Origin of the sequence: Dermacoccus sp. PE3, from assembly GCF_001021715.1 — a bacterium.
In the GTDB taxonomy this organism is placed as follows: domain Bacteria; phylum Actinomycetota; class Actinomycetes; order Actinomycetales; family Dermatophilaceae; genus Dermacoccus; species Dermacoccus abyssi.
Genome location: NZ_LDCM01000001.1, coordinates 713,666 through 732,497, shown reverse-complemented (window position 1 = coordinate 732,497; position 18,832 = coordinate 713,666). Strand labels below are relative to the sequence as shown.

The 18,832-nt window shown below is 69.0% G+C and carries 22 protein-coding genes and 1 riboswitch; of the genes, 9 read left to right on the top strand and 13 right to left on the bottom strand.

The genetic code is table 11. From position 1 onward, the window contains the following. Window positions 1-11: 11 nt before the first annotated feature. Window positions 12-1,547: an aminotransferase class V-fold PLP-dependent enzyme gene (locus AA983_RS03450; protein ID WP_197078930.1), complete on the bottom strand. Its 1,536-nt coding sequence runs from the start codon at window positions 1,545-1,547 to the stop codon at window positions 12-14. A gap of 145 nt (window positions 1,548-1,692) precedes the next feature. Here AA983_RS03450 and AA983_RS03445 point away from each other — a divergent pair, with 145 nt between their 5' ends. Both AA983_RS03445 and AA983_RS03440 read left to right on the top strand, forming a co-directional pair. Next, a complete protein-coding gene (locus AA983_RS03445; protein WP_047310736.1) occupies window positions 1,693-2,613 on the top strand; it encodes a LysR family transcriptional regulator in 921 nt (306 codons plus the stop codon). Window positions 2,614-2,718: 105 nt separating this feature from the next. Next, a complete protein-coding gene (locus tag AA983_RS03440; protein WP_052946824.1) occupies window positions 2,719-3,336 on the top strand; it encodes a PaaI family thioesterase in 618 nt (205 codons plus the stop codon). A 23-nt stretch (window positions 3,337-3,359) separates the two neighbouring features. Here AA983_RS03440 and AA983_RS03435 read toward each other — a convergent pair whose 3' ends face one another. Both AA983_RS03435 and AA983_RS03430 read right to left on the bottom strand, forming a co-directional pair. Further along, entirely contained in the window at window positions 3,360-3,593 is a 234-nt protein-coding gene (locus AA983_RS03435; protein WP_047310735.1) for a hypothetical protein, read from the bottom strand. A gap of 30 nt (window positions 3,594-3,623) precedes the next feature. Further along, a complete protein-coding gene (locus AA983_RS03430) occupies window positions 3,624-4,349 on the bottom strand; it encodes a type 1 glutamine amidotransferase (protein WP_047310734.1) in 726 nt (241 codons plus the stop codon). A gap of 156 nt (window positions 4,350-4,505) precedes the next feature. On the opposite strand from AA983_RS03430, the gene AA983_RS03425 reads away from it, so the two are divergent. Together AA983_RS03425 and AA983_RS03420 are read left to right on the top strand one after the other, a co-directional pair. Further along, window positions 4,506-5,537: a PDR/VanB family oxidoreductase gene (locus AA983_RS03425; RefSeq protein ID WP_047310733.1), complete on the top strand. Its 1,032-nt coding sequence runs from the start codon at window positions 4,506-4,508 to the stop codon at window positions 5,535-5,537. Between the two features lie 122 nt (window positions 5,538-5,659). Beyond that, window positions 5,660-7,048: an NAD(P)/FAD-dependent oxidoreductase gene (locus tag AA983_RS03420; RefSeq protein WP_047310732.1), complete on the top strand. Its 1,389-nt coding sequence runs from the start codon at window positions 5,660-5,662 to the stop codon at window positions 7,046-7,048. Window positions 7,049-7,119: 71 nt separating this feature from the next. Here the strand turns inward: AA983_RS03420 and AA983_RS03415 are convergent, their stop codons facing one another. Continuing rightward, entirely contained in the window at window positions 7,120-7,638 is a 519-nt protein-coding gene (locus AA983_RS03415; RefSeq protein ID WP_047310731.1) for a hypothetical protein, read from the bottom strand. Window positions 7,639-7,917: 279 nt separating this feature from the next. On the opposite strand from AA983_RS03415, the gene AA983_RS03410 reads away from it, so the two are divergent. Further along, a complete protein-coding gene (locus tag AA983_RS03410; RefSeq protein ID WP_047310730.1) occupies window positions 7,918-8,991 on the top strand; it encodes an FUSC family protein in 1,074 nt (357 codons plus the stop codon). Here AA983_RS03410 and AA983_RS03405 read toward each other — a convergent pair. Beyond that, window positions 8,976-9,179: a hypothetical protein gene (locus AA983_RS03405; RefSeq protein ID WP_047310729.1), complete on the bottom strand. Its 204-nt coding sequence runs from the start codon at window positions 9,177-9,179 to the stop codon at window positions 8,976-8,978. The two genes, AA983_RS03410 and AA983_RS03405, sit on opposite strands and share 16 nt — an antisense overlap. Before the next feature lie 146 nt (window positions 9,180-9,325). On the opposite strand from AA983_RS03405, the gene AA983_RS03400 reads away from it, so the two are divergent. Beyond that, window positions 9,326-9,787 (top strand): pyridoxamine 5'-phosphate oxidase family protein, encoded by a 462-nt coding sequence (locus tag AA983_RS03400; protein ID WP_047310728.1) that lies wholly within the window; start codon window positions 9,326-9,328, stop codon window positions 9,785-9,787. On the opposite strand, the gene AA983_RS03395 is transcribed toward AA983_RS03400, so the two are convergent. The 6 genes from AA983_RS03395 to AA983_RS03370 all read right to left on the bottom strand — a co-directional run bounded on the left by AA983_RS03395 (window position 9,784) and on the right by AA983_RS03370 (window position 14,264). Continuing rightward, window positions 9,784-10,254, bottom strand: coding sequence for a hypothetical protein (locus tag AA983_RS03395; protein WP_052946823.1), 471 nt, complete (start codon window positions 10,252-10,254; stop codon window positions 9,784-9,786). The two genes, AA983_RS03400 and AA983_RS03395, sit on opposite strands and share 4 nt — an antisense overlap. Next, window positions 10,247-11,161 (bottom strand): DUF692 domain-containing protein, encoded by a 915-nt coding sequence (locus AA983_RS03390; protein ID WP_231579509.1) that lies wholly within the window; start codon window positions 11,159-11,161, stop codon window positions 10,247-10,249. Before AA983_RS03390 ends, AA983_RS03395 begins: the two co-directional genes overlap by 8 nt. Next, window positions 11,104-11,904 carry a TIGR04222 domain-containing membrane protein gene (locus AA983_RS03385; protein WP_047310727.1) on the bottom strand — a complete coding sequence of 267 codons (801 nt, stop codon included), beginning with the start codon at window positions 11,902-11,904 and terminating at the stop codon, window positions 11,104-11,106. Before AA983_RS03385 ends, AA983_RS03390 begins: the two co-directional genes overlap by 58 nt. Further along, window positions 11,901-12,347, bottom strand: a complete 447-nt coding sequence (locus AA983_RS03380) for a hypothetical protein (RefSeq protein ID WP_052946822.1) — start codon at window positions 12,345-12,347, stop codon at window positions 11,901-11,903. The genes AA983_RS03385 and AA983_RS03380 overlap by 4 nt, the downstream gene beginning before the upstream one ends. A 71-nt stretch (window positions 12,348-12,418) precedes the next feature. Further along, window positions 12,419-13,327: a TIGR04222 domain-containing membrane protein gene (locus tag AA983_RS03375; RefSeq protein ID WP_047310726.1), complete on the bottom strand. Its 909-nt coding sequence runs from the start codon at window positions 13,325-13,327 to the stop codon at window positions 12,419-12,421. A gap of 100 nt (window positions 13,328-13,427) precedes the next feature. Beyond that, window positions 13,428-14,264 (bottom strand): uracil-DNA glycosylase, encoded by an 837-nt coding sequence (locus AA983_RS03370; protein ID WP_047310725.1) that lies wholly within the window; start codon window positions 14,262-14,264, stop codon window positions 13,428-13,430. 104 nt (window positions 14,265-14,368) lie between these two features. Between AA983_RS03370 and AA983_RS03365 the strand changes: the two genes are divergently transcribed. Continuing rightward, window positions 14,369-15,133: an ABC transporter permease gene (locus AA983_RS03365; protein ID WP_052946911.1), complete on the top strand. Its 765-nt coding sequence runs from the start codon at window positions 14,369-14,371 to the stop codon at window positions 15,131-15,133. A 76-nt stretch (window positions 15,134-15,209) separates the two neighbouring features. On the opposite strand, the gene AA983_RS03360 is transcribed toward AA983_RS03365, so the two are convergent. After that, on the bottom strand, window positions 15,210-15,389 hold the full coding sequence (locus AA983_RS03360) for a hypothetical protein (RefSeq protein ID WP_047310723.1): 180 nt from the start codon (window positions 15,387-15,389) through the stop codon (window positions 15,210-15,212). A 247-nt stretch (window positions 15,390-15,636) separates the two neighbouring features. Further along, complete coding sequence (locus tag AA983_RS03355) at window positions 15,637-17,112, bottom strand: UDP-N-acetylmuramoyl-L-alanyl-D-glutamate--2,6-diaminopimelate ligase (protein WP_047310722.1); 1,476 nt, start codon at window positions 17,110-17,112, stop codon at window positions 15,637-15,639. A 209-nt stretch (window positions 17,113-17,321) separates the two neighbouring features. After that, window positions 17,322-17,386: riboswitch (guanidine-III (ykkC-III) riboswitch) on the top strand. 14 nt (window positions 17,387-17,400) lie between these two features. Between AA983_RS03355 and AA983_RS03350 the strand changes: the two genes are divergently transcribed. Both AA983_RS03350 and AA983_RS03345 read left to right on the top strand, forming a co-directional pair. Continuing rightward, window positions 17,401-17,715, top strand: coding sequence for a multidrug efflux SMR transporter (locus AA983_RS03350; protein ID WP_047311180.1), 315 nt, complete (start codon window positions 17,401-17,403; stop codon window positions 17,713-17,715). A gap of 339 nt (window positions 17,716-18,054) precedes the next feature. Continuing rightward, the gene (locus tag AA983_RS03345; RefSeq protein WP_129666127.1) at window positions 18,055-18,738 is read left to right on the top strand and encodes a hypothetical protein; all 684 of its coding nucleotides are present in this window, start codon (window positions 18,055-18,057) and stop codon (window positions 18,736-18,738) included. The last annotated feature ends 94 nt before the right edge of the window (window positions 18,739-18,832 follow it).

Genomic DNA, 18,832 nt, shown 5'->3' with positions numbered 1-18,832 from the left:
TCAACATCGGGTCAGGCGTCGACGGCGCGGGCGAGCTTCTCGACGGCGGCGTGGATCTCGTCGATGAGGGGCTCGGTCTCCGGCTTCATCGTCACGCTGCGCAGGATGCGCGCGCCCGCCTCGGGCGCTTCGCCGGGCACGTCGTGGCCACGGTTCGTCATGTCGTCGGGCTTCACCTGGTATGTCGCGACGAAGAGCGACTCGTCACGCGGCGCGTTCATGCCGTTCTTGAGGATCGCGCCCGAACGGCGGTCGACATCAGCGAGGGAGTCGCCCTTCGGGAAGTAGCTGACGATGTCGAGGTCGGGCTCCTGGTAGAGGTCGAACACCTCCGAGCCGCGCAGCTTCTCGGCCCACGCCAGCGCGGCGCGACGTCCCGGCGCGACGATCTCGCCCGTGCCCTCCCGCGTGAGCGGCAGTAGCTGGAGCGTCATCCACAGCGCCGCCGCGGACGCGCCCGAACGCGAGCACTCGAGCGAGATCTCACCCATGTGCAGGTCGTCACCGCTCGTGAAGTACGTGTACGGCGAGGTGTGGTCGTAGAAGTTGGCCACGTTCGGGTCGCGGAACAGCACCGCGCCGCAGCCGTACGGCTGCAGCCCGTGCTTGTGCGGGTCGATGACGACGGAGTCGGCCTCGTCGATCGCCCGGAAGGCGGCGGCCACGTCCGGCGCCAGCAGGGCGTCACCCTCCTCGGCGAGCAGGCGGAAGAAACCGCCGTACGCCGCGTCGACGTGCACGCGCACGCCGTACTTGCGGCACAGCGGAATCGCCTTGTCGATCGGATCGACGGCCCCCAAGCCCGTCGTTCCGGCCGTCAGGACGACGGTGCCGATGCCGCCCGCCGAGATGAGGTGCTCCAGTGCCACGAGATCCATGCGTCCACGCGAGTCGGTGGGCACGGCGACCGACGGCACGTTGAGCAGGTGGCTCATGCGTCCGTGCGTGTAGTGCGCGTCGGCGCTGTGTGCGATCGCCTTGCGCGGGTGCGTCTCGCGTGCGACGAACAGCGCCTCGAGGTTGGCCACGGTGCCCGACGTCGTGAGGTGGCCGAGGTGGCACATGCCGCTCTCGTGTTCCGAGTCGTCATGCGGCACACCGAAGCTCGCCGACGAACCGTTCTTGCCCTCCATCGCCTGACGATGCGCGCGGCAGCCGAACATGTGCGCGATGGCGTCGACGCACTCCTGCTCCATACGCGTCGTCGCGGCGCCCGCGTCGAGGTCGTGGTTGTTCGGGTTGATGAGCATCGTCGTGAGGTAGCCGACGACGGCCGCCGGGTGCGGTGGCTTGAGCATCTGCCCGACGTAGCGCGGGTGGAAGAACGGGTAGTTCGCGCGCAGGCGCGTCGTCAGTTCCTCGAAGGCGCCGTGGAACGCGTCGGCGTCCACCTCCTGCGTCGGGTGTGGCGTGGAGGGGCCGTACTCGTTCATCCACTCGGTGATGAAGCCCATCGCCTCGTCGAGGTATCCGCGCAGCGGGCCCATGGCCGCCGCGGACATGCCCGGCAGCGGGGCCGGGTTCGTGACGATCTCGTCGGACGACATCGATACCTCCGAAGGTGGGGAGTGGTGTGCGTCACTCAGGCTGAAGCATGGTGGCTAGGCTGTCCAATACTTGTTTCGGCTATCTGCCATGCCTTCTGGTTATGACGTGGCGGTGGACTGACCCATGACGTGAGGAGGACGGCCAGTGGAGCTACGGGCGCTGCGCTATTTCGTTGCCGTGGCCGACGCCGGCACCGTGACGGGCGGTTCGGCCGCCGTCCACGTCAGCCAGCCGGCGGTGTCGAGGCAGATCCGCGGTCTCGAACACGAACTCGGCGTGACGCTCTTCGCCCGCTCCGAGGGTGGCGTCCGCCTCACCGCCGCCGGTACTGAACTGCTCGCCCTCGCCCGGGATCTCCTCGAGCGCGAGGCCTTCATCAAACGCACCTCGACCTCGCTCGCGGCCGGACGTCTCGTCTCGCTGACGTTCGCCGCTCCGCCGACAACCCTGAGCGACGTGATCGCCCCGTTCCTCGCCTCGCGACCCGCTGACGACGGCGCCTCACCGACGCCGAACGTCGTCGCACGCCCCAGCGAGGACGTCTTCGCCGCGCTCGACGAGGGCGCGGACTTCGTCGTCGCCCCGGCGCCCGCCCCGAGCGGCCTCGCGTCGATGATCATCGCCGAGCTACCGGTGCGCGCCTACGTCGGTTCACGACCATCGGCGGACGACGAGGCGCAGAGCCACGAAGCGCCGCGCACCCTCTCGCTCGAGACCCTCGCGACCGCCGACCCCCTCGTCGTCCTGCCCGGTCGCTACCCGGTGCGGAAGGTTCTCGCGCGCGCCTTCGAGGACGCGGGGCTCGCGCCGGCACACCTGCAGGAGGTCGACTCACCGGAGGCGGCCCAGGCCATCGCCGCGTCCGGCCGCGGCATCGCGGTGCTGACGAACGACCCGCGCTTCGGCCTCGTACCGCGGCGGGTCCTCGACGTCGACGGCCAGGTGCTCACACAGTCGCTGCGGGCCGCATGGTCGCCCGATCATCACGCAGCGGGCGAGCTAGCCGCGCTGGCGGAGGATCTGCGTGACTTCTGCGCGCGTCAGTACACCGACGACCTCGCCTGAACCTTTCCCTCGTCACCAGGCACCCTCGACGTACTCGCCCTGCTCGGGGCATCATGCGCACAGGCCGGTGCCCGCCCCGGCGATGCCGAACTCAGAGGAGAACCCATGACCGAGCGCGACGCCATCGTCGCACTGCACGCCCTGCGTGAGAACACGGTGCCGCCCGAGACGATCGATGCCCACGATTCGGTGGCGACGCAAATACGCGAGCTGCTCGACCTCGTGGCCGCTTCTCGCCTCGACGCCGCTCAGGCCGCCGAAATCACGGAACACCTGCGCGAGGTGAGCACCATTCTGCGCGGCGCCGGAGCCCCCGAACCCGAGCGCGTCTGGGGTCGCGTCGACACCGTCGGCCGCGCGCAGGCGCTCGTGCCGCCCGTCGACGACGGCACCTACGTCGGCGACTCGTTCTCCGGCAGCGTCCGCTTCGGCACGTTCCACGTCGGGGAGAACTCCGTCGTCCACGGCGGAGCGATCTGTCTGCTCTTCGACGACGTCCTCGGAGCACTCGCTCTGGAAGCCGAGCTCGACCCCAGTCGCACGGCGTACCTCACCGTGAACTTCCGCTCCGTCGCGCCGGTCGACGAGACGCTGACGGTGACGGCCACCGTCGATCGCATCGAGGGGCGCAAGCAATTCATCCGCGGCTCGCTGTGGGCGGGCGAACGCCTGTGTGCCGAAGCCGAGGGGCTGTGGGTGGCCCTCAAGCCCGGCCAGCCCTGACCCCGTGAGTGGGCGGCCGCGGCTCAGTCGAGATCGTCGAAGGAGCGACCGCTCCAGAGCACGAGGTCGTCCAGTTCGTCCGCGGGCCCGACCTGGCTCAGGATTTCCGTGTCGCGCATGGCCAGACGATGGCGCATCTCTCGCTCGAGCGCGATCGTGATGAGCGCGGCTCGACTCGGCGCTTCCCCTGCAGCCACGCAGTGGTCGAGGAAGGCAACCGCAGTGCTGGGCAGGCTCACGGCAATCTGAACGCTCATCGGTTCATCCCATCAATCCCATCACGGCATTCACGAGGCACGGGCCTCCTGTGACGCCACGTTGTCGAGAAATCCGTCGACGACGGCGTGGGCGCGCTCGCGACCGCGCTCGTCCCAGTCGCGCGCCTGCGCGAGGAGGTCGTCGGCGCTGCGGCCCATGCCGGCGAGCATTTCGCGGCCGCCGTTGTCGCACCAGCCGGTCAGCATGTCCGACGACAGCTCCGGGTGGAACTGGACGGCGAGGTTCTTGCGCAGGATGAATCCCTGTGACGCCATCGCGTTGCGCGCGAACTCGACGCCCTGCGGCGGTAGCTGCCAGCGGTCGTAGTGCCACGCGAACCAGCGTCCGCCCGGAGCCAGCTCCTCACGTTCGCTCGTCACCTCGACGAACCCGATCTCCGGCTCCGGGGCGCGCGCCACCGAGCCGCCGTGCGTGCGCGCCAGCAGCTGCCCGCCGAAGCAGATGCCGAGCACCGGCACGCCGGCTTCGTCAGCCTCGCGCAGCATCTCCATCTCGGGGCGCAGCCAGGAGCCGATGAGGTCGTCGTCCCACGCCGACCAGTACGAGCCCATGACGACGATCGCGTCGAACCCGCGAACGTCGGGGAACTCCACCTCGACGCCCGGGTTCTCGAAATCGGCTTCCGTCACGATCTGGAAGAGCGTCTCCTCGTAGCCGCGCTCGCGGAAACGCTCCGCGACGGCGCCGGGAGGGGAGCAGTGGTCGTGTTGGACGATGAGGACGCGCTGAGTCATGTCCCTACGCTAGGACGTTTCGTTCGGCCCCGAAAGACTTTGGGGCAACGGATTGAGACGCAGGTCACAAATGCATGATGTGGTGCGTACACTGGTGACTCGTTCGCACCCGAACGAGAGGGCTGCGGAGCGTCAGCACCGCCGAAGGAGAAGCGCATGATCTCGGAATCGACCAAGCCGGAATCGTCGACCCTGCTCGTCGTCGACACCATCGACGAAGCTGCCGACGGCGTCCGTCTCCTCACCCTGCGGTCCAAGGACGGCAGCGACCTGCCGCCGTGGACGCCCGGCTCGCACCTCGACCTCGTCCTGGGCGGCGTCGACGCGGCCCAGATGCAGGCCGCCGAAGCCGGCGCGATGCCCGAGCATGACCCGTTCGCCGAGACGATCCGCCAGTACTCCCTCTGCGGTGACGTGGCCGACCGCTCCTCCTACCGCGTCGCGGTGCTGCGCGAGGTCGAGTCGCGCGGCGGCTCCTCCTACGTCCACGACACGCTCAAGGCCGGCGACGAACTCGTCAGCTACGGCCCGCGCAACCACTTCGAACTGCGCAAGGCACCCAAGTACGTCTTCGTCGCCGGGGGCATCGGCATCACGCCGATCATGCCGATGATCCGCGAGGTCGAGGCCGCCGGGAAGAACTGGCACCTGTACTACCTCGGCCGTAGCGAGGCGACGATGGCCTTCCGTGACGAGCTCGCCCAGTACGGCGACAAGGTGACGGTCTGGGCCAAGGACCCGAAGGGTGCCTTCGACCTGCAGGGCATGTTCGACCAGATCGAGGCCGAGGGTGCTGCACTCGTCTACTCGTGTGGCCCCGAGCGTCTGCTCGAAGCGGTCGAGGAGCAGTGCCGCACGCGCGCGACGCTCGTCGCCCACGTCGAGCGCTTCACGCCCAAGGAGATCGACGACTCGGACAACTCCGAGTTCGAGATCGTCCTCGAGGAGTCCGACATGCGCCTCACGGTGCCGGCCGACAAGTCGATCTTCGAGGTCGTGCGTGAGAACGGCATCTCGGTGCTCGGCTCGTGCCTCGAGGGCATCTGCGGCACCTGCGAGACGGGCGTCGTCTCCGGCGAGATCGACCACCGCGACTCCGTCCTCGAGGACGACGAGCGCGAGGAGGGCGACGTCATGATGATCTGCGTCAGCCGCTGCAAGGGCAAGGAACTCGTCCTCGAGCTCTGAGACGCGTTCGGACAGCTGAACTGACGAGGCCGGAACCACACGCGGGCGAGCGTCATCACCTACAGTTGGTCGTTTGCCCTCTGCATTTCGACCGGTGCCTCGAACGGTTCTAGAGTGAAGGCATGCCTTTCTCGCAGAACACGAACGTTCGCCCCCGCATCCTCATCGTCGGCGGCGGATACCTCGGCTTCATCACGGCGAAGAAGCTCCTCGCGGGGCTGAACCTGGGTGAAGGTTCGGTGACGGTCGTCGACCCGAACCCCTACATGACCTACCAGCCCTTCCTCCCCGAGGTCGCGGCCGGTTCCATCGAGGCGCGTCACGCGCTCGTTCCGCTGCGCCGTCACCTCAAGGGTGCCGACATCATCACCGGCAAGGTGACGTCGATCGACCACGCGAACCGCACGGTCAACGTCGACCCCGAGCTCGGTGACGACTTCACGCTCGAGTACGACCACATCGTTATGGCCGCCGGCTCCGTGCCGCGCGCGCTGCCGATCCCCGGCCTCGCCGAGGAGGGCATCGGCTTCAAGACGATCGAGGAAGCAGTCACGCTGCGTGACCACGTCCTCGCGCGCCTCGACGAGGCCGCCGTCCTCACCGACCCCGAGGAGCGCAAGCGTGCGCTGACGTTCGTCTTCGTCGGCGGCGGGTTCGCCGGCATCGAGGCCGTCGCCGAGATCCAGGACATGGTCATGGACGCGGTGAAGCACTACACGCGCCTGTCGCCCGAAGACCCGCGATTCGTGCTCGTCGAGGCCATGAGCCGCGTCATGCCGGAGGTCAGCGAGAAGCAGGCCGAGTGGGTCGTGCAGTCCATGCGCGAGCGCGGCATCGAGGTCATGCTCGAGACGCAGCTCAAGAGCTGCGAGAAGAAGCACATCGTGCTGTCGACCGGCGAGGAGTTCGATGCCGACACCATCGTGTGGAACGCGGGCGTCAAGGCCAACCCGGTGCTCGTCGACTCCGACCTGCCGATCGACGACCGTGGCCGCCTCATGGTCGGCACCGACCTGCGCGTGCGTGACGACGACGGCAACGTCGTCGAGGGCGCTTGGGGCGCCGGCGACAACGCGGCCGTTCCCGACGTCACGGGCATGGGCCCCGGCGGTTTCTGCGTGCCGAACGCTCAGCACGCGCTGCGTCACGCGCCGGTGCTCGCGAGCAACATCCTCACCGTCATCCGCGGGGGCGGCGAGCTCAAGCAGTACAAGCACAAGACGATCGGCTCGGTCGCCGGTCTCGGTGTCGGTAAGGGTGTGGCCCAGGTCGGCAAGTTCGGCCTGCGCGGCCTGCCGGCGTGGATGATGCACCGCGGTTACCACGCGTACGCGATGCCGACGTTCGAGCGCAAGGCGCGCATCCTCGGTAACTGGGCCGTCGGTCTCATGTTCGGCCGCGACGCCAGCGCGCTCATGGATCTCGAGTCGCCGCGTCACGCGTTCGTCGACGCCGCCAACTCGAAGCCGGCGCCGAAGAAGGAGCCGAAGGGAGAGCCCGCGAAGAGCTGACCCTCGCCCATAACGAAGGGGTGCCCCACCGAATCGGTGGGGCACCCCTTCGTCATGAGTGACGCTGTGGATCAGTCGCGGTAGTGACGACCGTCCGTGCCGGCGTCACGCACGTCAGCGTCTCGCACGTCACTGTGCGCACCGCGCTGCGGCTCGGTGCCGCGCACGTAGTTGGCGTCCGTGCGGTGGTCGTCCTCGGAGCGGGCGACGTCACGCTCGGCGACGCGCTGGCGGGCCTCGGCGGTCTCACGCTGGTGGGCTTCGGCGTCACGCTCGTCACGCAGGGCGTCGCGGTCGCGCTCGGCGGCGAGACGGTCCTTCTCGTGAAGCTTGTGCTCCTTCTCCAGCGTCTTGCGCTCGCGACGCTTGCGCATGCCGCGCTTCGTGCCGGCGGCGATGAGGCGCGTGGCGGCCCACACGAGCAGCAGCGCGAGGGCGCCGAGCAGGAACAGGGTGAGGGGGCTGAGGTCGGCGGTGATGCCGAAGCCGTCGAAGTGGATCTTGTTGTTGCCTGCGTCGTTGAGTCCGAAGATGACCCACAGGACGAGGGCAGCGGCTGCGATGAGCAGCACGATGGCGAGTGCGAACATGTTCAAACTCCTCGGGTGGCGTGTTGCGGTCAGGGAGGTTTCTCGGATGCGGCCACCACTACTTGCTCACGAGATTAGCCCGCCGGATTGCCCGAATCCACCTTCGCGGTGTGGTACCGATCGCCTGTCGCGTGGATAGCCCCCGCCGGGGCGCCCAGGTCGAACGCCCAACTGCGCGAGGAACATTCGCGCGTCGACGCCGTCAGGATGAGCAACATCACGGGCCGCGAGGGTGCTCGCGATGAGGTGTGCGGCTCATGTGCGGCGTACCGTCGAGCGGTGGCCTCCCAGCGTTCGAACTCCGGTTTTCTCACCGATTTCTTCACCGTCGGGCCCCACGCCGGAGCGCACCGTGTCGCGGTTCGCGCGGCCGTCTCCGTCTTCGTCCCGCTGCTCGTTCTCGTCGTCCTCGACCGTCCGCAGTGGACGATGTTCGCCGCCTTCGGAGCCTTCACCTCGTTGTACGCGCGAGGGCAGCAGCACGCCCGGCGCGCGGGGGAACAGATCGTCGTCGGCAGCGTCCTGACCGTGCTCGTCACCGCAGGCACCGCCCTTTCGCTCATGCCCCAACGCGAACTCGCCGTCACCCTCGGCGGCACGCTCGTGGCCGGCGCGACCTCCCTGCTCTCCGACGGGATGCGTTGGCACCCGCCCGGCCCGCTGTTCCCGGTCTTCGCCTTCACGGCCGTGACGTCGTTGCCGCACGACCCGCGCAACGTGCCGGTCGCCTTCGCCGTGGCGGCGCTCGCGGCGGCGTTCTCCGTCGTCGTCAGTCAGGTGGGCCGGGTGCGTGTCGAATCGTCGCGCGGCGGCGCTGACGGTGCGAAGAAGGTCGTCCTCCCGCGCTTCGACCTCGCGCAGGTTCTGAGCGTTGAGGCGAACCGTCGGCGGGCCATGTTGTTCGCCGGGGGAGCCCTCGTCGCGGGCCTCGTCGGCGCAGTCGTCGGTTCGCTCTACGGCAGCACGCACGCGTACTGGGCCATGGTCGCCGTCGTCGCGGGGCTGACGGGAGCCACGCGTCGCGCCCGCCTCACGCGTGGGCTGCACCGCCTCATCGGCACCTTCGCCGGTGTGGGCCTCGCCGCGCTCATCCTGCCGCTGTACCCCCGGGGCGTCGTGGCGGTGCTCGTACTCACCGTGCTCCAAGCCGCGGCGGAGTTGTTCGTGGGTCGTAACTACGGCATCGCGTTGATCTTCGTCACGCCACTCGCCCTGCTCATGGGGCAGTTGGGGCACGAGGTGGCCGTCGGACCGCTGCTGTTCGATCGTGCCGCCGAGACCGCCGTCGGCTGCGTCGTCGCGATGCTCCTGCTCTACGCCACGCGGGTTCGCGCGCGTCAGAGCGGGCGGTAGGGCGGCTTCGGACGCTGACGACGGTCGGTGAGTTCACTCGTGTCGTCGGGGATGCGCACGTGGCTGATGTCGCCGAAGTAGCGCTCGCGCTGCTGGCGCTGCACCTGATTGTTGACGCGCACGATGAAGACGACGATGAGCGCCATGACGACGACCGAGGCGATCATCAGACCGATGGCTGCGTTCACGTGGGCACCTCCTCGCGGCTGACCTTTCGAGAGTAGCCCAGGGAAGGGACGAAGGGCCCGGGGCCGAAGGTCCCCACCGCGCCCGCAGGCAGGGCAGGCTGGAGGTGCGGGGCGCACCAGCCCCCGCCAGAGCACCAGGAGGAGCCATGCCCGAGTTCGCGGAACCGCGTGACGTCGTCCACCCGCTCGACGAGAAGGAGTGCTGGGAGTTTCTCGGCCGCCACGAGTTCGGCCGCCTTGCCTACACGCTCGTGGGCGACGTGCAGATCGTGCCGATCAACTACGTCTCCGACCACGAGGCCGTCTACTTCCGCACCGCAGAGGGCAGCAAGCTGCTCGGCGTGACGATGAACGACGCCGTCGCGTTCGAGGTCGACGACCTCGTGGCTGCGCCGGACGGCAGGCGCGACGCCGAGGCGTGCAGCGTCGTCGTCCACGGCGAGGCCGAGGTGCTCGAGGGCCAGGACAAGGCACGCGCCGAACAGCTTCCGCTGCGCCCGTGGGTGCCCACGCAGAAGCACACGATCGTGCGTATTGCCGTCTCGGAGATCAGCGGGCGCCGCTTCGACCTGTCGAAGCCGTGGGAGCACATGAGCACGCGCGGCTAGGACGTGCGCGGTCGGCCGATCGTGTGAACGCGGTTGCCCGTGCGCACGAGACGGCCGCCGGGGAAGCGGGCGCTCGCGATCCGTGACGTCCGCCGCTGAGGTGGGGTGTCGTCATCGGACCAGACCCACCAGAGGCGTGCCTCGGCGAGTTCGAGAGCGCCGGCCAGGGGGAGGTCGCCGCGCGCTTCGAGCCACGTGGCGAACGCGTACCCGTCGTTGCGCATGCCGCGGGTCGGGCGGTGCTCGGCGAACTCGGCGAAGAGCGGTCGCAGGTGCTCGCCGAGTGACGCGGCGAGGATCGGCCACGCGTAGTGCAGTTCGCGCGCCCGCTTGTCGAGCAGTGCGCGGCGTGCGACGTCGACGTTGAACGCCGCGAAGCCGTCGGGGATGGCGGCGGTTCCGGTGACGGCGTCGAGCACCTGCCGCTGACGGGCGGCGAGCGAGGCGTTGACGTCCGGCTCAGACACCGACCGACACCTGGGTGCTGACGCGCGGCATGCGGGCGGCGTCGGCGATGGCGTCGAGCTCGCCGAGCAGTTCGCTCGCAGGCGGGTAGTTGCCGTCGCGTTCGAGCATCGCGGCGGGCAACTGCGTGTGCGTCGACAGCTCTGCGATGAGGGCGAGCACCTCCGGCTCGACGCGGTGGGCGTGGGTGTCGTGGTAGATGCCCTCGTTCTCCGCGCCTCCGGCGACGTGCATGTACGCGAGGCGCTCCAGCGGCATGGCCCGGGCCTGCTCGAGGGCGTCCCAGCCGTGGTTGCGCGCGTTCGCGTAGACGTTGGCGATGTCGAGCAGCAGCATCGCATCGGTGCGTTCGACGATCTCGGTGACGAACTGCGCCTCGGTCAGCTCGTCCTCGGGCCACGTGAAGACGGCCGCGATGGGTTCGAGGGCGATCGGGACGTCGAGCTCGGCCTGCACGCGCTTGACGTTGGCGACCATGACGTCGACCGCCTCCCGCGTGCGCGGCAGCGGCAGGAGGTGTCCTGCCTCGACGCCTCCGGAGCGCACGAACGCGATGTGCTCGCTGACGAGCGGCGCCCCCGTGATGCGGGCCGCGTCGGCGAAGTGGGCGATGCGGTGCGCGTCGAGTCCTTCGGCGTCGCCGAGGCCGAGGCGCACGCCGTGCGGGATGACGGTGACACCGTCGTCACGCAGCCGACGCAGGGCCGGTGGCATACCGTGCATGACGCCCTCGGCGACGACCTCGACCCAGCGCAGGTCCGGCATCCCCGCGAGCAGGGGCGCGATCTCCTGACGCCAGCCGATGCCGACGCCGGAGGGCATGGGCAGGCGCGTGGTGGCCGGCGTCGTCGTCATGACGAGCACCCGCCGCCGCAGGAGGAACCGCCGCCACAGCTGCTCGAACTGCACGACCCGGAGTTGCACGAGCCGCCGGAGCCACAGGTGTTGCCGCCGCTGCACCACGCGTCGTGGTTGCCGTCGCTCCCGGACGACGACGAGCAGGAGTAGCCGCCACCGCTTCCACCGGCCCAGCGCTGGGCCTGCACCATGGGGTCGTCGAAGTCGACGAGCGGCCAGCCGAGGACGGCTGCCGCGGGAAAGGCGAGCAGGAGCGGGCGGGTGCCGAACGCGGCCACCCGCACGCCGAGCGGCGACGCCTCGCCCGTTTCCGCGCGCGCCTGCTGGAGGGCGGCGATGCCCTGCTTCGTGCGGCGGTCACGTGGGGCTGCCGGGCGGCGGATGGCGAAGAAGAGGGCGACGACGATGGCGACCATGGTCACCACGACGAGGGGAATCGGCGCCTTCAGGACGGCGAGGACGACGAGCAGGATGACTCCGCCGAGGAGGAGGCCGCCCACCGAACTGCCGTTCTTGGCCCGCTTCGGCGGGTGCAGGAGGCCGCGGCGCACGCAGTCACGCTGGAGGAGGTCGAGCTGGGCGACGACGTCGCGGTCCTGTTCGACACGCGGCGCGCCGTTGTGGACGGCGCGGTGGATGGCTCGCTGCAGGTCCGTCATGCCGGGAACGGTGGCCCCCGCGGAGACGGTGTGGCCGTCGCTGCGCAGGGCGCCGCGTTCGAGCAGGTCGGCGGTGGCAGCCTGAACTGCGGCGGTGCGGCCGTTCAGCATCGCGATGTGCTCAGGTGTGGTCATCTCGTCCCTCCCCAGGTGTGATGGCGCCATCTTCCACCACAACCACCTCCGCAGCCGCCACCGCACGACGATCCCGAGCCTCCCGAGTCGCCGCCGCCGGAGCCGTCGCTCGCCACGGAGCCGTACACCTGTTTCGGGAGGGCGATCGTTTCCGCGAAGGCCGGAGCCGCGACGAAGAGGGCAGCCGTGCCGAAGAGTCCGACGGCAAGCCCGAGGTCGCGCGGTGCCGGCGCCTCGGTGCCGACCTTCGTCATGCGGTCGCGCCGGAAGGTGAAATTCAGGGCGAGGGCAACGGCGAAGGCGATCAGTTCCGCAACGAGATAGCCGACGGGCCTGCCGCGCCCGAGCCAGACGACGAGGCGCACCGTGCCGAGGGCGAACCACGCGACGAGCCCGGCGTAGGAGAGGATCCAACCGTGCTGCTGACGCCGGGTGGCGATCAACTCCGTCGGATTCTGTAGACATCGCGCGGCGTATGTGACGCCGAATGTCTACAGAATCGGCCTGCAGGGTGTCAGCCGCCGCATCCACTGCCACAGCCCCCGCTGCTGCAGGACGAACCCGTGTACGACGACCCGCTGCTGCCGGCGGTGGGGATGGCGCCGTAGGTGGTGTGCTCGATACCGAACGCGGACGCCGCGGCGGGGTGGGCGAGGACGAGCGCGGAGGTGCCGAAGAGGGCCACCGAGAGGCCGATGTCGCGCCCGGCGCCCCCGACGTACCCGCTCTTGCGCGTCGCCTTCGAGATGACGAGGTCGGGGTTGGCCTTCGCCTTCTCGGTGATCAACCGCTGACCCGCCCGTGTGAGGTGCCGTGGTTCGCCGTAGGCGGCCATGGTGAACAGAGCGGCGAAGAACAGAGCGGCGAGGAGGTAGAGGATCGGCTTTCCGTTGTTCAGGCCCGCGACGAGCCGCGCGACGCCGAGCGCGATCACCGCCGTCATGACGAGGGGCAGTCCCCAGGCAAGACGTTCGCGGGCAGGGGTCGTGAGAACACCGAGGCGTTCGAGTTGGCCGCGCATCGTCGCCATCTCGCGCACGACCGTCGGGTCGGCGAGGAGCTGCTTCGTCGTCGGCTGGTGGGTACCGGCATTCGCAACCGCAGTGAGGACCGCCCCGTGGAACGGGGTGCGAAGGGGGCGTTCACCGCGCCCGGCCGGCGCGCACCGTCCGGGCGTGCCGACCAACCAGCCGTCGCTGAGCAGGTCGGCGATCGCAGCGTTCACTGCGGCCTCCGGCCGTCGCATGAGGCCCCATTCGGGTGAACTCAACGAGTCGAGAGGGATGCCGAGGTCCTTGGGCCCGCGTTGCTGCGGCGCGAAGATCCAGCGGGCGATGAGGTAGCCCGCGAACGTGAGAATGACGTAGCCGATGAGGAAGTTCGGGCCGGAAATCCCCCACGTCTCGCCAGCTGTGCTTGTCACGACGTCACGATATGCAGTCACAGCCCTTCGACGTGGCGATCCGCTGGGAGGTTTCCTGCGGATTCTGTCGACGTTGCGCGTCGTATATGACGTCGAACGTCTACAGAATCGGGTCGTGAAGCCGCGCGAGCACCGCGTCGAGCATGTCCTCGGTGAGCACTCCGGTCTGGGTGTTGCGCTGGCTCACGTGGTAGCACCCGAGCAGCTTGATCGGGCGTCCCTTCGCCGTGCGTAGCTCCACCTCGGCGCCGTGGCCGAAGCGGGGGGCGGGGCGCGGCACCTCCCAGCCGAGGCGCCGCGCGACGCCGAGCGTCTGCGTCCACGCGATACCGCCGAGCGTGACGACCGTGCGCAACCCCGGCTCGAGCAACTGCAGCTCACGCACGAGCCAGGTGGAACAGGTGGCCTTCTCCACGCTCGTCGGTACGTTGTCCGGCGGCGCGCAGTGCACCGGGGAGGTGATGCGGACGCCGTCGAGTTCCAGTGCGTCACCGGCGTGTTTGCTCACCGGCTGCGATGCGATGCCCACCCGGTGCAGGCTCGCGAAGAGCCACTCGCCGCTGCGGTCGCCGGTGAACATCCGGCCCGTGCGGTTGGCGCCGTTGGCTGCCGGGGCCAGGCCGACGATCAGGCCGTGGGGGTTGGTGCTGCCGAAGGCCGCCACCGGCCGTCCCCAGTAGGGCTCGCCCGCGAACGCTGCCCGCTTGTCGCGCGCCACCGATTCGCGCCATGCGACGAGCCGCGGGCAGGCGCGGCACACCGTCACCCGGGCGTCCAGCTGCTCCAGGGAACGCGACGACGCTGCGAGCCGCTCGACGTCGTCCGAACTGCGCGCGACGCGGGTGCGCGGTCGAGCGGGGTCGGCCGGCCATCCCGTGCCCGGCGGCACGGGGGAGGCGAACGGCTCGCCGGTGCCCGGGTGGGGCAGCGTCGTCATGGGCGTCTCCTCTGCGTTCGTCACAAGCCGCCGAACCGGCCATGGGGCGTCTGCACAGTCTCGCCTCACTGGCCGACGGGGGCGAACGCGGGCAGACTGCACGGGTGACAACAGGTTTCGGCTGGCACGTCGTCGTCGCGATCGTGTGCCTGCTCCTCATGATCCAGGTCGGCTACCGGATGTCCGGTGTCCGCCTGTCGCGCACATCGCTTATCGCAGTGGCCCGCGCCGCCGTGCAGTTGACGCTGGCCGCGCTGCTCATCACGGGCGTCGTGAAGTACCTCTGGGCGTCCATCGCTGCGGTTGTCGCGATGTTCCTCGTCGCCGTCCTCACGACGACGAAACGCTCCGGAGCCACCGATCATCGCGCCCGCGTGGCCGCGGCCATCGCCATGGCGTCAGGGCTGCTTCCCGTGCTCGTCATCGTCGCGGCGGCCGGCGTCGTGCCGCTCAAGGGCGAGTCGATCATCCCCACCGCGGGCATCGTCATCGGCAACGTCATGAGCGTGCACACGCTCGTTTCGCGTCGCGCCTTCGACGGCCTGCGCGAGGAGAAGAACCAGTACGAGGCGGGCCTCTCGATTGGTCTGCTGCCCAAGGACGCCATAGCGCTCGTCATCGAACGGCGTCTGCCCGAGTCGCTCATCCCCGTGCTCGACCAGACCCGTACGGCCGGCATGGTGACGCTGCCCGGTGCCTTCATCGGCGTCATGCTCGGTGGCGGTTCGGCCGTTCAGGCCGCGACGGCGCAGGTTGTCGTGTCGACGTCGATCCTCGCGGCTCAGGCCGTGACGTCGGCCGTCGAGCAGAAGATGATCTGCGCGCGCCGCCTCTTGCCGCCTGAGCTGCGCGAGTCGCTACTCGACTGACGCCCCCGTCTACAGACAGAGCGAGACCCCGTCACACCGCGAAGGTGTGACGGGGTCTCGCGATGATCGCGAACGATCAGTGGCTCGTGGCGAGGCGACCGTAGTAGGCCGGGATGCTCTCGCGGCGCTCCTTGCGCACCGGGCGGTTCGCGGCGAAGAACTGCGTGCCCCAGGTGGCGAGGGTGGCGACGAAGGCGATGATGCCGAGGGCGCTGATCGTCATGAGGATCCAGAAGACGGTGTTGAGGTTGTCCATGATGTTCTCCTTCGAAAGTCGTGTGCGCGAGGTGTTGAGACAGGCGCTTCGAGGCTCTTCGTGGCTTCTTCTACATCTGTAGTGCCTCGATGTCTTTTACACTACGCCTGTAGTGAATAGGGTGCAAGTCCAGTGACTGTCTCGTGCATCACGTTCATGGACACCCGATATTTCGTGGCCAGGACACGACGAAGGGCCGGTACTGCGTCCTGCGCAGTACCGGCCCTTCGTCGGTGCCTTCGGTTCGTCAGCTCTCGGTGAGCAACTCCGTGACGACGGTGGCGTCGTGGAAGTCGACGTCACCGTGCGGCAGGTGCTGCACGTGCTCGTGACCCTTACCCGCGACGACGACGATGTCGCCCGGGCGCGCCTGGTCGAGGGCCTGACGAATGGCCTCGCGGCGGCCGAGCACGACCGTCGTGTCAGCCGCGTCGGCGCCGGCCATGACCTCGTCCGCGATGGCCTGCGGATCCTCGTCGTAGGTGTCGTCGTTCGTGATGATGTTGACGTCGGCCAGGCGGCTCGCGACCTCACCCATCTTGGGGCGCTTGGCCGGGTCGCGGCGTCCCGCTGCGCCGTACACGCAGATGACGCGGCCCTCGGGGGAGATGACGTCGCGCGCCACGTCGAGCACGAGCTCGAGGCCAACCTCGGTGTGGGCATAGTCGACGACGACCTCGAAGCCCTTGTCGGTGGCCGCGGCCACGCGCTCGAAGCGGCCGGGAACCTGGCCCATGTTCTTCACGGCGTCGACGAGCGTGTCGAGCGGCATGCCCATCTCAAGGGCGATCGCGGAGGCGCCGGCGACGTTGTGCACGTTGTAGTCGCCGAGCAGCGGCATCTGCAGCTCGATGCGTCCCGGCGCTTCGCGGCCGTCGAGGAAGGCGCCGGGCGTCGTCAGGGTGAAGGCGGTGCCGCCTTCGCTGGGGCGGGCGTCGCTGATGCGGTAGTCCGCGTTCTCGGCCACGCCGAAGCCGAGCGTGCCCGGCACCTCGGTGACGATACGGGCACCGTAGGTGTCGTCGACGTTGGTGAGCTTGGGCCCCTCGGTCCACTCGAAGAGGCGGCGCTTGGTGAGGAAGTACTCCTCCATCGTGCCGTGCAGGTCGATGTGGTCTCGGGTGAGGTTGGTGAAGAGCGCTGCGGCGTAGCGGGTTCCGGCTACCCGCTGAAGGTGGATGCCGTGCGAACTCGTCTCGAGCACGACGTGCTCGACGCCCGCGTCGCGCATGCGTGCGAGGTTGCCCTGCACCTGCGGTGCCTCACCGGTGGTGCGCACGGCCGGCTCGCGGTGGGTGCCGACGACGATCTCGGCCGTCGTCAGGAGGCCCGTGTGCTCCTCGCCGTACGCGGCGGAAAGGATGCCGTGCAGGACGTAGCTGCTCGTTGTCTTGCCGTTCGTTCCCGTGATGCCGTAGACGACGACGTCGTGGCTCGGGTGGCCGGCCGTCGCCGTCGCGAGGGCGGCCAGGGCAGCACGCGCGTCGGGCACGACGGCGGTGGGTGTGCCGTCGACGTCACGCTCGGCGACGACGAGTGAGACACCGTTGGCCATGGCCTGCGGCACGAACGTCACGCCGTCGACGGTGAACCCGGGGACGGCGACGAACGCTCCACCGGGGCCCGCGGCGCGAGAGTCGTGGGTGACGGCGTCGATGCCGTCGACACCGTCGGGGATCGACGTGCCGAGGATTGTCTCGAGTTCTGCGCGGCTCACAAACACCGTCCGAGGTTAACAACGGGCGACCTCGCGCCGCCGTCGCCGCGCGGGGGTTGCGTGCCTGGGTGGTCTTGCAAGGTCTGTGAGCTTCGGCCTGGTGTGTGACCTGCGCAGGTCACAGACCGGGTCGTACCTCACAGGCCGGACCGAACACTGCCGGGGACGGTGGGCCCACCGGTGGGTGACGCGTCGGTGTGAGTGCGATGCTTGACCCAGTCCCACGTTTGGTGGGGCCCGGACGAGGGAGCCGTACCCGGAACGCGACAAGACGGCCATCGGGAGTGAATGACGATGGCATGGGTGATTCTCGTGATTTCCGGTGCGATGGAAGCGGTTTGGGCGACGGCGCTCGGTAAGTCGGAGGGGTTCACGAAGCTCGGCCCGAGCATCGTGTTCGTCGTGGGGTGCGCCTTCAGCATGATCGGCCTGGCGACGGCGATGAAGTCGCTGCCGGTGGGTACGGCCTACGCCGTCTGGGTCGGCATCGGTGCCGTTCTCACGGTGGCCTACGCGATGGCGACGGGAGAGGAACCGGTCTCACTCGCCAAGGTTCTGTTGCTGCTCGGCATCGTCGGCTGCGTCATCGGGCTCAAGGTGCTCCACTGACGCTTCCGTGACAGGGCCGTTCGTCACATCCTCGTTCGGCAGCCGAGGAGACGCGCGGCCTGCTCGTCGTGGATCGGCGCGGAGGACTTTCGGCACCACTCCGGTACACGCACAACCGTGGCGCTGGGTCCTGTGGTGGCGGAGCCGTGATGGGTTCTAGGGGGTAGATCTGCTAGGGGATTCGTAGGATGATGTCCCGTAGGGAGTCACCGGGGGCTGAGGGTGATCGCGACACGTCGTGTTGCCAATGATCCCACCGCAGCAGCGTGAGGTTCGATGTCTCCGGCTACTCGTGAGCCCTGCGGGGCCAGTTTTCTGTCGCGCGAAAGGCTTGTGGTAATGGAAGACCAGTTCCAATCCGACGGCAGTGGAGTCAGCCGCCGCAATGTGGCCAAGGGGCTGGCGTGGGCTGCGCCCGTGATCGTCGTGGGGGCGGCCGCCCCGGCCGTAGCTGCCTCGACGTGCCAGTCCGTGGCGACGACCTTCGACTCGACGTGGGTCTTCGCCAGTCCCGCCACCGGCACGCTTGTAAGCCCCACGTCGAACAAGGTGACGACCGGTGCCGATGGCAAGAGTTACTTCATAGCTCAGACGACGGCCACGAGCACGGACCCCGCCACGACCACGGCGACCTACAACGTGGTGGTCCAGCCGTCGTCGAGTTCAGCGTCGCGTCTGCGAGAGGGGTGCACGTACCGGGTCTCGTACGACCTGGGTGCGGTTCGCCCTGCGAATTCCCCCATTGGTGCGCAGACGCTTGCAGTGCAGCTGACCTCACCCTCGGGCGTGGTCGTTTCGGGGTCTGCGGCCACCTATACGACGCCGAGCGGTACCAGCGGCGTGCAGGTGCCGTACGTGGCCTCCGGCGCCATCAGCCGCACTCGCTCGTCGACGTCGTTCAGTTTCAAGGCGGTGGCGGGGACTTACGTCTTCAAGGCGACCTTCACCACCCCGACGAACAAGAACACGAGCCTCTACGCCGATGGTCTCGGCTTCGCCGCGCCCGCGTTCACCGTCGTCTAGAGGGCATGCGGCGGATCGCCGGTCAGCCGAATGACTCTCGAGGTAGCGGGAGCCCGTGTGAATCGAATGTCAGTGACGGCATCGTCGGCTGTGT